Annotated in this window: 11 protein-coding genes; 2 read left to right on the plus strand and 9 right to left on the minus strand. The window is 63.1% G+C overall.

Translation table 11 applies throughout. The features are described 5' to 3' along the window. Positions 1-254: 254 nt before the first annotated feature. Positions 255-902, plus strand: coding sequence for a hypothetical protein (locus tag B0E55_RS00835; RefSeq protein WP_080908901.1), 648 nt, complete (start codon positions 255-257; stop codon positions 900-902). Between the two features lie 88 nt (positions 903-990). Here B0E55_RS00835 and B0E55_RS00840 read toward each other — a convergent pair whose 3' ends face one another. The 7 genes from B0E55_RS00840 to B0E55_RS00870 all read right to left on the minus strand — a co-directional run bounded on the left by B0E55_RS00840 (position 991) and on the right by B0E55_RS00870 (position 6,871). Further along, positions 991-1,683 (minus strand): LpqN/LpqT family lipoprotein, encoded by a 693-nt coding sequence (locus B0E55_RS00840; protein WP_080909048.1) that lies wholly within the window; start codon positions 1,681-1,683, stop codon positions 991-993. Between the two features lie 77 nt (positions 1,684-1,760). Beyond that, entirely contained in the window at positions 1,761-2,633 is an 873-nt protein-coding gene (locus B0E55_RS00845) for a biotin-dependent carboxyltransferase family protein (protein WP_080908902.1), read from the minus strand. 57 nt (positions 2,634-2,690) lie between these two features. Beyond that, on the minus strand, positions 2,691-3,305 hold the full coding sequence (gene pxpB, locus B0E55_RS00850) for a 5-oxoprolinase subunit PxpB (protein WP_030534778.1): 615 nt from the start codon (positions 3,303-3,305) through the stop codon (positions 2,691-2,693). Continuing rightward, complete coding sequence (locus B0E55_RS00855) at positions 3,302-4,063, minus strand: LamB/YcsF family protein (protein WP_020906114.1); 762 nt, start codon at positions 4,061-4,063, stop codon at positions 3,302-3,304. Before B0E55_RS00855 ends, pxpB begins: the two co-directional genes overlap by 4 nt. A gap of 34 nt (positions 4,064-4,097) precedes the next feature. Beyond that, entirely contained in the window at positions 4,098-4,979 is an 882-nt protein-coding gene (locus B0E55_RS00860) for a metal ABC transporter permease (protein ID WP_003945811.1), read from the minus strand. Then, the gene (locus B0E55_RS00865) at positions 4,976-5,818 is read right to left on the minus strand and encodes a metal ABC transporter ATP-binding protein (RefSeq protein ID WP_020723636.1); all 843 of its coding nucleotides are present in this window, start codon (positions 5,816-5,818) and stop codon (positions 4,976-4,978) included. Before B0E55_RS00865 ends, B0E55_RS00860 begins: the two co-directional genes overlap by 4 nt. Before the next feature lie 102 nt (positions 5,819-5,920). Then, on the minus strand, positions 5,921-6,871 hold the full coding sequence (locus B0E55_RS00870) for a metal ABC transporter solute-binding protein, Zn/Mn family (RefSeq protein ID WP_019746850.1): 951 nt from the start codon (positions 6,869-6,871) through the stop codon (positions 5,921-5,923). Positions 6,872-7,010: 139 nt separating this feature from the next. Here B0E55_RS00870 and B0E55_RS00875 point away from each other — a divergent pair, with 139 nt between their 5' ends. Next, complete coding sequence (locus B0E55_RS00875) at positions 7,011-8,099, plus strand: LacI family DNA-binding transcriptional regulator (protein ID WP_007733995.1); 1,089 nt, start codon at positions 7,011-7,013, stop codon at positions 8,097-8,099. A gap of 3 nt (positions 8,100-8,102) precedes the next feature. Here B0E55_RS00875 and otsB read toward each other — a convergent pair whose 3' ends face one another. After that, positions 8,103-10,643: a trehalose-phosphatase gene (gene otsB / locus B0E55_RS00880; RefSeq protein ID WP_019746851.1), complete on the minus strand. Its 2,541-nt coding sequence runs from the start codon at positions 10,641-10,643 to the stop codon at positions 8,103-8,105. A gap of 87 nt (positions 10,644-10,730) precedes the next feature. Further along, positions 10,731-11,369 carry a cholesterol catabolism transcriptional regulator KstR gene (gene kstR, locus B0E55_RS00885; protein WP_003945752.1) on the minus strand — a complete coding sequence of 213 codons (639 nt, stop codon included), beginning with the start codon at positions 11,367-11,369 and terminating at the stop codon, positions 10,731-10,733. Positions 11,370-11,383: the final 14 nt, after the last annotated feature.

The following is an 11,383-nucleotide window of genomic DNA, read 5'->3' on the forward strand; positions in this document are numbered from 1 at the left end:
AGAATTTACGGAAAAGTCCGAATTGAGAGGACTTTTTCGACCTTGATTGCCTGTTGTTAACTGATTGGCGACCAATTCGGCGAAAAGCTGGGCGAATGTCCAGGTCGACTGTATCGTACTTCGAGAATCGGGTTGCAACAAGTTCCAGTAATCAATGAATTCGGTTGTCCTGGAACCACACAGAGTGGAGATTGTTCGTGGCAAAGTTTGGATCCAGGAATCGTAGTCTGTCCACCGTTGGAGCTGGTTTGGGGGTGATTGCTCTTGCTGTGGGCGCAAGCGCGCTGGGTGCGGGAGTCGCGACTGCCGAGATAGCAACTTCTGGTGCCTACACATTTACTCGCACCGTGGACAATGCGTCCCCGAAGGTCGGTGACACGATCACCTACACGACAGTGTCGAAGAAGAGCGGAATCGACGGATATATCAGCAGGTTCACCGAGACGCATGCCGCATGCTTGACCTTTGTCCCGGGCTCGGCGAAGGTCACGAAGTTTCACGTTGGCGGGACGATGACCGAAACCACTGAAACGCCGGAACTGACAGCCACGACGCTCGAGGTGACCAGTGCCGGCTGGATCAACAACGGCAGCAAACCGGTGACCATGAAGACCAGCTACACGGTCACTGCTTCGTGTGCGCCGGGAACCGTGTACGGAAGTGGATTGGCGGTAGGTGCCACGGTGATGGGCAACGGATTCCAGTCGAGTGCGAATTTCGCCAACTTGGGCCCGTCCATCACTGTCCGCGCCGCGGATGTGGTCGATCCCGTTGACCCGGTTGATCCCGTTGATCCCGTTGATCCCACTGGCCCCGGAACCGGAACCGGTGGCGGAACCGGATCGCTCGGCTCGTTGAGTGGTGGCCTCGGTTCCCTCAGCGGCCTGTTCGGCTCCAGCTAGGCGAGAGTTGTGAAACGGCGGGCCGAGACTGTCGTAGTCTCGGCCCGCCGCGGTTGTTCGGTGATCAAGTGCTCAAATCATGAGGTGCTCAGCCGAATTCGATCGAGGTGTTGATTTCTTCCACCTGGTTGGAGGTCTGCATGTTCGTCGTGTCGGTGAACTGATTCGCAAAGCTGACCAGGTAGACCGGCGAGTTGTCGTCGGCTTGGTAAGCGACGACTGTCATGACGGCGTAGAGCGGAACGTCCAGGTTTGGGGCGGTCCAGGTTCCGGAGAGGCGGAACCCCTGCTGTCCGTCGACGTCGATCTCGGTGTACTTCACCTCGGTCCATCCGTCGAGGGTGGCGATCGTTTCACGCTCAGCGGCAAGAGCCTCGTCTTTTGTTGTGGTGCCTTGGTTTTCGACCTTCACGGTGGTGTTCGGCATGAAACCGCTGGGTTCCTGGCTGTTGCTGGACAACGCATCCGTAACGCCGGCAGGGATGTTCTCGCCGTGAGTCCAGCTCGGCGGGAGGCTGACGCTGATGTTCGGCGCTTCGGGGTCGTCGCCGGTTTCGATCGTCGTCCGCTCACCGATGAACGGTGTCCCGTCCCGCAAAGTCGGCGTCGCGGCAGCGGCAGACGACGAGGATGCAGAACTTTCGGAAGCAGTGGTCTCACTGGTGTTGGTATCACTGGAGACAGCGTCTCCGCTTTCCGAACTGCTGCATCCGGACAGGACGAGTGCAGCAGTGATCATTGACGCTATTCCGAGAGCAAGTGTGCTGCTCTTAGGGCTCATAGTGTGAAAGTCCTTCAGGTTCTGGCGACGGCCGAGCGCCGCCGGCAGCATTGCTGGCGCGGCTGAGACTATCAGCGCTAGGACGGCCTGGTAGTGGCCTTCAAGGTAATGGTGCTGCCGGGCCGCAGCTGTGCCAGCGACGCAATCCCTGCGTCGGAAACGACGGCGATGACCGGGTATCCGCCGGTCACGGGATGGTCTGCCAGAAACACGACGGGCTGGCCGCCTGGCGGCACTTGGATGGATCCCATCACGACGCCTTCGCTCGGCAATTCCTCGGTGCGTGAGCGATGTAAAGGCCCTTGGCCCTGTAACCGGACCCCGACTCGGTTGGTGTGTTCGGTGATTTTCCACGTGGTGTGAAGGAGCGCGTGAACGGATGCGGCGGTGAACCAGGAATTTCGGGGGCCGAGCGTGATCTCGATCGGAACCGCGCCGAGTGCAGGTGCGGGCGGTGGAATCAACTCTTCGGTGGGCCACGTCCCTTCCTCTGCCCCGAGGAGGAGTAGATCGCCGGCGGCGAGCGGCGGCGGCCCGAGCCCGGAGAGTGTGTCGGTGGATCTGCTGCCGAGTACCTGTGGGACGTCGACGCCACCGCGTGCAGAGATATACGTTCTCAACCCGGTTGTGCTGTAACCCAATTCGATAATGCTGCCACCGCCCAGGTGGATGCTCGCGTAGTCAGGTGCCGGCCGTCCGTCGACGACCAGCGGCACCCGCGCGCCTGTCACTGCCACCGTCATCGAACCGACGGCCCGCATCGCAAAACCCCCAGTGGTGACTTCGATGGTTGCTGCTCGAAAAGTGTTGCCTACGAGTCTGTTCGCGCTGTCGTGCGAGATCATGTCGACGGCGCCGGATCTGCCGACCCCGAGAGCGCCGTAGCCTCTCCGCCCGCGGTCCTGAACTGTGGCGAGCGGGCCGGTACGCACTACCTCGAGCCAGGCCATGAATCCATTGTCCCGCAACAACGCGGTGAAGACACCAAAATTATCCTTGCACCTAAATCATGCACGGACAAAGGTGACTGTGGTGCCGGGTAGAAGCAGCGCCGGCGGGCGGCGCTCGGCATCCCACACCGACAGTTCCGTCGTTCCGATCAACTGCCAGCCGCCCGGGGAGCTACGCGGGTAGACGCCCGAGAACGGTCCGGCCAACCCGACTGCACCGGCCGGGACCTGCCTGCGCGGGTCCGATCGACGTGGAACTTCGAGCTTTCTCTCGTTGCTGGTCAGATACGCGAAACCGGGGGCGAAACCGATGAACGCGACGGTCCACGACGCAGTCGTGTGAGCCTCGATGACACCGTCGACCCCGAGTCCGGTCAGCTTGCCCACTTCGACGAGATCGTCGCCGTCGTAGCGGACCGGAATCGCGACAGCAGGCCCGCTCTCATCTGCTGTGAGTTCGATGGGTACGGCCCCACGTACCCATTTCTCCACGAGTTTGTGTCCGGTAATCGTGTTGTCGTACTCGATCAGGATGGTTCGCGCCGCGGGAATCAGATCGATCACTCCGGGGATTCGACTGGCGTCGAGAGCCCTGAAGTTGCCCAGCACGCTCGGCAGTTCGTCGTACTCGACGAGGACTGCGGATTCACCGGCGGGCAGGATCGTGATCATGTGAACGGTGTGATCTCGACGTCGGAGGATTCGAGGAGATCGCGGATCGCTGCGGCCATGTCGACGGCTGCCGGACTGTCACCGTGTACGCACACCGACTCCGCGGTGATTTTGAGGGTGCTCCCGTCGACCGCATCCAACTCGCCGTCGACGACCATTCGCCGAACCCGTTCTGCAACAAGCGCCGGGTCGTTCAGAACGGCGCCCGACTCGGTGCGGGGGACCAAAGTGCCTTCTGCCGTGTACGCGCGATCGGCAAAAGCCTCGGCGACCACGTCGAGGCCGGCTTCGCGCGCCTCTTCCAGAAACACCGAACCAGGTAGTCCGAGAACAGGTAGCGAACTGTCGTAGGCAACGACGGCGGCGACCACGGCCCGCGCCTGCCGTCGGTGATGGACTATTGCGTTGTAAAGCGCACCGTGGGGTTTGACGTACGTGACCCGCGATCCGGCGACGCGAGCCAAACCGTCGAGTGCCCCTATTTGATAAATGACGTCGGCGGTGAGGTCTTTCGGGGACATGTCGATGAAGCGTCGGCCGAAACCGGCGAGGTCTCGGTAACCCACCTGCGCGCCGATCCGCACGCCGCGGGTGGCGGCTGATTCGCAAGTCGCCAACAGCGTTGTCGGGTCACCGGCATGGAATCCGCAGGCGATGTTCGCACTGGTGACAAGTTCGAGCATGGCGTCGTCGTCGCCCAGAGTCCAGGCTCCGAAGCCCTCGCCGAGGTCGCTGTTCAGATCAACGCTGTAGCCCATACCTCGATTCTAGGTAGGTATGGGCTCTCGGTGTTCAGGCGTGCGCCGGAATCCGTCCCGCATTCTTGCGACGTGCGGATCCGAAGAGTCGGCATATCAGGTAGATCACGAACGAGACCGAGGTGACGAAACTCGAGACGGGAACGCCGGGTGCCAGCGAGAGAAGGATGCCGCCGACGGCTGCCAGTTCGGCGAACACGACGGAGAGGATCGTGGCCTTGAGTGGGCTTGCCGTGACGTACGCGGCGGCCGCTGCGGGGGTGATCAGCAGCGACATCACCAGCAGCGCACCGACGATCTGTACGCCGAGTGCTGCGGTGATGCCGACCAACACTGCGAACACGATCGACAGTGCCCGAACCGGAACACCGCGAGCTGCAGCAACTTCGGGGTCGGTGCTCGCGAACAGCAAAGGGCGATAGATGAATCCGAGTGTGCCGATCACGATGACCGCGCACAGCAGAAGAAGTTCGAGACCACTGTTTCCCGGCGCCACGATCTGTCCGACCAACAGTGAGAAGCTGGTTCCCGTGCGACCGTCGTACGCCCAGAGGAACAACACCGACAAGCCGAGACCGAAAGCCATGATCACGCCGATCACCGAATCTCGGTCCCGCGCTTTGGCTCCGAGCAGCCCGAACAGCACTGCCGCGACCACGGATCCGACGATGGCACCGAAGCCGACGCCCACACCGACGAGAAGTGCGGCGGATGCACCCGTCAGTGACAGCTCGCTCGTTCCGTGCACCGAGAACGACATCTGACGACTCACGATCAGCGGCCCGATGATGCCTGCCAACAATCCGAGGATGGCACCGGCAATCAACGCCTGTTGGACGAAGTCGTACTGCAGTAGGTCGACGGTGGCGGACACGTCGAACATCCGCGACATCGCGTCGGTGAACTTGTTACTCACTGGTGGTGATCCTCATCAGAATGGTGAACGCCTTCTCCCGGGCGTAGTCCGCCTGCGCTGCCGAGCGCGTCGATGGCGTCTCCGGTGCCGATCACGACGAGGCGGCCACGAACCTGCAACACTTCGACGTCGGTGTTGTACAGATCCGAGAGAACCTCGGACGTCATCACTTCGGCCGGCGTCCCGATCCGGAATTTGCCGTCCACCAGATAGAGCACTCGATCGACCAACGGCAGGATCGGATTGATCTCGTGCGTCACGAACAGCACTGCGGTGTCATGGCTGCGCCGACGCTTGTCGATCAGCGTCGAGACCAGGTGCTGGTTGGCGAGGTCGAGGCTGAGCAGCGGCTCGTCGCACAGCAGGATCCGCGGGTCGCCGACCAAAGCCTGTGCGATCCGCAGTCGCTGCTGCTCACCGCCGGACATGGAACCGATGGGAGCGTCGGCAAACGACTGGGCGCTGACCTGTGCGATGGCGTCGTCGACGATCTTGCGGCGACGCCCCCGGCGCAGTAGGCCCGTACCCCACTGGTGACCGTCGACGCCGAGGCCTACCAGGTCGCGGCCGCGGAGCGGGAGGCCGTCGTCGATGGATTTCTGCTGCGGGATGTACCCGACGTGTGAGTTCCCGGCCCGTGCCGGCGTGCCGACGATCTGTGCGCTACCGCCGCTGAGTTGTAGTTGGCCCAGCAGAATCTTCAGGAGCGAGGTCTTGCCCGACCCGTTCGGTCCGAGTACGGCGATGAACTCGCCTGGCTGTACCTCGAGATCGAGTCCGTCCCAGAGGGTGCGGGCACCGAAGGACAATCGAGCGTCCTTCAGCGTCACAGCGGGCACGGTGTTATCAGAAGGCACGGTGTTACCAGGGGGCACAGGAGTATTCGCGGAAGTTTCTGTCACAAGCCGATCGGTTCTTCTCGGAAATGGTGGGGCAAATAATTACTGGGCAGAGAGGGCGTTTGCGAGCGACTCCGCGGTCTGCGTCTGCCACTGAATGTAGTCCAGGCCCTCGGGGAGAGTCTCCGTAACCTCGACGACGGGCACTCCGGCGGTTTCGGCTGTGGTGCGCATGTCCTGGGTCACTTTGTCCTGCGTCTGGATGTTGTAGACCAGTGCGCGGGCCTGCTTCTCCGAGAGGAGCTGGCGCGTTGCGGCGATTGCGGCCGGTGAAGGATCGTTGCCGTCTTCGATGGCACTGGTGAACTCTTCGGGAGTTGCGTCCTTCAGTTCAGCTGCGACCAGGAGGTAGTGCGCGATCGGCTCGGTCTGCGCCACCGGTGCGCCTGCGTGGGCAGCGGCTATGGAATCGGTGATCGCTGTGACGCCGGCGAGCTTCTGGCTGTATGCCTTCGCGTTGTCCTCGTAGGTCGCCGCGTTGTCCGGATCGAGAGCGCTCAGCTGATCGGCAACCGAATGTGCGACGGCGTCGACGGTCGGAATGTCGAACCAGACGTGTTCGTTGACTGCGCCGTGGGTGTGACCGTCATGCGATTCGCCCGCGGTTTCGCCGGCGTGGATGCCGCCGTCGAGCAGGTTGTAGGCGTTGACCGTCTTCTGCTCACCCTTGCCCGCGTCGAGGACGTCGGTGATGAACTGGTCGTAGCCGCCGCCGTTGTAGACGACAAGCGATGCGTCGGTGATCTTGGCGGCATCGGCGGGAGTCGCCTCGAACGAGTGCGGGTCCGCGGACGGCTCGTTGATGATCGACGTCACGGTCAGCTTGTCGCCGGCGACGGCCTGCGCGACGTCGCCCCACACGTTCGTCGATGCGACGACGGTGATGCCTTCGTCTTTCGACGAGCTGGAGCTGCACGCGGTGAGCGCGAATGCTGCGGCGACCGAGACGGCCGCGAGGGCGGTGGCGGTGCGGAATTTCGACGACGAACGCACGTGCTTTTCTCCTGAACAAAGGCTGGGCTAAATGCTATTGGAAACCGTTACCGTTACACATTAGCGCATAGTCGCTGGTAGTTCACCTTCGGTTCAGCCCCAACGCGCCGTCTGCGGGCACTACGGCTAACGTCCGTTTATGCCCCGGTCCCGTCAGCCACGCCGTCAAGCCACTTTGGCGTCGCTTGCCGCCGAGCTCAATGTGTCGAGAACTACAGTCTCGAACGCGTACAACCGACCCGATCAGCTCTCCGTCGAGCTGCGGGATCGAGTGCTCCAAGCGGCCAAGCGACGCGGATATCCCGGACCCGATCCGGTCGCCCGCTCCTTGCGAACTCGCAAAGCCGGTGCCGTCGGTCTTCTGCTCACCGAAGCACTCAGTTATTCGTTCCGCGACCCGGCCGCCATGAGCTTCCTTGCCGGTCTCTCGGAATCGTGTGAGGACGCCGGCCAGGGCTTGCTGCTCATCCCGGCCGGGCCCGGCCGCGACGAGGTGGATGCTGCAGCCGTGGTCCAGCAGGCGGGCGTCGACGGCTTCGTCGTCTACTCCGTGGCCGACGACGATCCGTATCTCGCTGCCGTGCTCGAGCGTCACATTCCGATCGTGGTGTGCGACCAGCCGCGCGAGATTCCCGGTGCATCCCTCGTGGGCATCGACGACCGCGCTGCCATGCGCAAGGTCGCCGATTACCTCATCGGGCTCGGCCACCGTGACATCGGCGTGCTCTGCATGAGGCTGGGGCGCGACCGGATGGACGGCGTTGTCAGCCAGGAACGACTCAAGTCCCCGCACTTCCACGTCCAGCGTGAGCGGATCGAAGGAGTGCGCGACGCGATGGTGGCGTCCGACATGGACCCACTCTCACTCACGGTGATCGAGCGGTACGTCCACACATCGCAGTCCGGGCACTCGGCGGCGGCGGAAGCTCTCGCGACCAACCCTGAGATCACCGCACTGGTCTGTACCACCGACGTGCTGGCTCTCGGCGCCTTGGACTGGGCGCGCTGGCAGGGCATCGATGTACCTGGCCAACTGTCGATCACCGGATTCGACGGCGTCGACGAGGCGCTGCGCGAATCACTGACAACGGTGCGCCAGCCCCAGGAAGAGAAGGGCCGGCGCGCCGGTGCGCTCCTGATGTCGCCGTCTGGATCCGGCGTTCCGATAGTCGAGATGCTCGACACCGAATTACTGGCAGGGCGAACATCAGGTCGGATCAAGGGGTAGCGCTCACGCCAGGAGTTGCGCGCACCGCAACAATCCCAGATGGCTGTACGCCTGGGGATGGTTGCCCAGCGAGCGTTCCGCGATGGGGTCGTACTCCTCCGCGAGTAGTCCGGTGGGACCCGCTGCCGCGACCAACTGATCGAACAGTGCCTCTGCTTGCAGGCGTTGTCCGATCAGTAGGTAGGCCTCGACGAGCCAGGCGGCGCAGAGGTGGAACCCACCTTCGATGCCGGGCAAACCGTCGTCGTGATGGTATCGGTATACCGTTGAGCCGCTGCGTAGTTCAGCTTCGGTGGCTACGACGGTCGCTGCAAAGCGTGGATCCGTCGGATCGATCAGTCCCGACAGCCCGATGTGCAGAGTAGCGGCGTCGAGATCGGTACCGTCGTAGGCCGCGGTGTACGACTGGACGTCGTCCTTCCAGCCTTTGTGTCGTACTTCGTCGGCGATCTGGTCACGCAGTTCCGCCCACTCGGGCAGAGCCTCGCGAGAAAAGCGAGTAGCAAGATCGACGGCGCGGTCGACGGTGACCCAACCCATCACCTTGGAGTAGACGTGGTGGCGCGGGTTGTCGCGAATTTCCCAGATGCCGTGGTCCGGTTCGAACCAGCGCCGCTGCACTGCTTCGACCATGGCGCACACCAGTTCCCAGTCGCGGTCACTCAAAGGATCGGGAGCACCGGCCTTTTCGCGTGCATTCGCCAGTTCGACGATCAATTCGACGATCGGGCCGAACACGTCCAGTTGAACCTGCTGATTCGCGGCGTTTCCGACGCGGACCGGTCTGGAGCCGGCGTATCCGGGAAGTGAATCGATGACGGCCTCTGGCGGTAGCGAGGTCCCGTAGAGCGTGTAGAGGGGGTGCAGGCGCTCGGGTCCCGGCAGCGTTTCGAGCACGCGGTGGACCCAGTCGAGGTAGTTCTCGGCTTCGTCGGTGGATCCGACGCTCACGAGAGCTGTTGCGGTGAGGGCGGCGTCGCGCAACCAGCAGTAGCGGTAGTCCCAGTTGCGGACTCCGCCGATCTCTTCCGGCAGGGATGTTGTGGCGGCGGCCATGATGGAACCGGAATCGGCATGAACCAGCCCGCGCAAGGTCAGCGCAGAGCGTTTCATCAAGTCCGGCTTCAGCTTCGGCAGTTCGAGCGTCTTGGCCCAATCGGACCAGTATGCCTCCGAGGTCGCTCGACGCTCGAGTTCCGGAACTTCGGAAGGGCCGAGTTCTTCTGTTCCGCAGCGCAATTCGAGTACGACGTCACCCTTGGACGGCTCGACGATGGCGTGGGCAGTCTGCTGGTTTCCGTCGGTTGCGATGTTCCACAGCACACCAGGGGAGCGGAGCACGTACGGCTCGTTGGTGCCGAGGACCCGAATGCCCTCGTCGACGACCTCGAGCGTGACCTGACCCTGGCCGAACTCGGGACGGGGTGCAAACGAGACGATCGCGTCTGCCTGACCGGAAATGATGCGGGTCAGGTCGGTTCGCCCCTGCGGGACGTCGTGGGGGAGGTAGTCGGTGACGGACAGGCTCGCCCAGCGGGTCTGAACGGTCATCGTGCTGTCGATGTACTTCTGGCTCAGCGGCAAGGCTGTTCGGCGAGGCCCGACCGAGAAGTGGCCGGCCCCGGTTCCGCCGAGAAGGTGCGCGAAGACCGCCGCTGAATCCGGTTCCGGGTGGCACAACCAGGTCAGCGTCGCATCCGGGGTCACCAAAGCGACGGTGCGAGGACTGGCGAGCATCGAGAGTCGCTCGATGGGCGGAGCGTCGGCACCGGAAAGCCACGTACGACGCTCGTCGAGCAGGAACGCCAGAGCAGCAGCGACATCCTCGGTGCTGTCGACGCGATAGTCGGCGACGGTGTCCCCGCTGCCGACCTTGATTCCGATGTCCGGCCCCTGCAGCCTGCTGAACGCCTTTTCGTCGGTCACGTCGTCCCCGATGAAGACGGCAGCGGTAGCGCCGTCCTGATGGCGGATCAAGTCGAGTGCGTGGCCCTTGTCGGTGGCGATGACCGCCAACTCGACCACCGACTTACCCTCGGTGACCTGAACACCCGGCCAGAGGGCCGATTCGGTGCGAACGGCGATGAGCGCCTTCTCAGCGTCGTCGGCGCTGGTGTTGCGTACGTGCAAGGCGACGCTGGCGGGCTTCTTCTCCACAGTTGCGCCGGGGGTATCGGCGGCAATTCGGCCTAACTCGGTGACGATCTCGTCGAGCAGTTTCCTGGCGTCGGCGTCGATCGCGTGAACGAATCCGATGTCGAACTCGGAGCCGTGGCTGCCGACCAATTGCACTTCGGCGGGAAGCCGGGACAGCGCCGCCAGATCCTTGAGGGCGCGGCCCGAGATCACGGCAGCAGTCGTCGACGCCAGGCTGGCGAGGGAGCGGAGCGCACGCACCGTTTCCGCGCGGGGATACGCCTTGTCCGGGTTGGCGACGATGGGTGCCATCGTCCCGTCGTAGTCGGAGGCTACGAGCAGACGCGGCGTGCGTGCCACGCCCGACAGCGCTCGGCGGAGTTCGATGGACAGATCTTGTGCGCTCACCTCTTCAAATCTAGGTGATGCAGCGACTCCTGGCTCGATACGTTTCTGCCAGATCAGTGCAAAAATGACAGATGCGACAAAGGATGTCTATTCGGGTTTCCGAGTTCCGTCACCGAGCAGCAGTTCAACCGTCAATTCCAGTCGATTGGCGACATCGGTAGCCGAAGAACGTCGCGTGAGCCAGGCCACCAAATTGGACAGCCACACATCGGAGATCACGCGCGCGATTGCCAACTGCTCTTCGGTCGGCTCCTCTTCGGTCATCGCTCGTGCGAAGAGGCGGTCCATCAACTGGCCCACCTGATCGACCTCTGCCGCTGCGGAGGCGTCGGCGAACATGAACGCGCGAGTCATGGCTTCGGTGAGGAGCGGATCGCGCTGCATCGCGCGGGTGATGAGGCTGAGGATCAGCTGCATCCGCTCGAGCGGGCTGGTTCCAGGTGGGATCTTGCCCTTGGAATCGATCTTCTCGAATTCGCGTGCCAGAGCGGACACCAACAGGTGAACCTTGGATGGGAAGTAGCGATAGAGCGTTCCGACTGCGACGTCGGCGCGCTCGGCCACGGCGCGCATTTGAACAGCCTCGTAACCACCCTTGGACGCCAGGGCGAGGGTTGCGTCGAGAATCCGCTTGCGGCGTTCACGTTGCGCGTTGGAGCTGAGATCGTCGTCCCCGAGCGTTGCAGAAGCAACCGCGTTGGAGCGGGATCGGGATGTTGTGGTCATCGACAAATTCCTTC

The sequence above is a fragment of the Rhodococcus sp. 66b genome, from assembly GCF_002076325.1.
Lineage (GTDB): Bacteria > Actinomycetota > Actinomycetes > Mycobacteriales > Mycobacteriaceae > Rhodococcus_F > Rhodococcus_F erythropolis.

Coding starts and splice junctions, on each gene's coding strand:
- B0E55_RS00875 (WP_007733995.1), top strand. CDS start 7,011: ATGCCCCGGTCCCGTCAGCCACGCCGTCAAGCCACTTTGGCGTCGCTT.
- B0E55_RS00845 (WP_080908902.1), bottom strand. CDS start 2,633: ATGGCCTGGCTCGAGGTAGTGCGTACCGGCCCGCTCGCCACAGTTCAG.
- kstR (WP_003945752.1), bottom strand. CDS start 11,369: ATGACCACAACATCCCGATCCCGCTCCAACGCGGTTGCTTCTGCAACG.
- B0E55_RS00840 (WP_080909048.1), bottom strand. CDS start 1,683: ATGAGCCCTAAGAGCAGCACACTTGCTCTCGGAATAGCGTCAATGATC.
- pxpB (WP_030534778.1), bottom strand. CDS start 3,305: ATGATCACGATCCTGCCCGCCGGTGAATCCGCAGTCCTCGTCGAGTAC.
- B0E55_RS00855 (WP_020906114.1), bottom strand. CDS start 4,063: ATGGGCTACAGCGTTGATCTGAACAGCGACCTCGGCGAGGGCTTCGGA.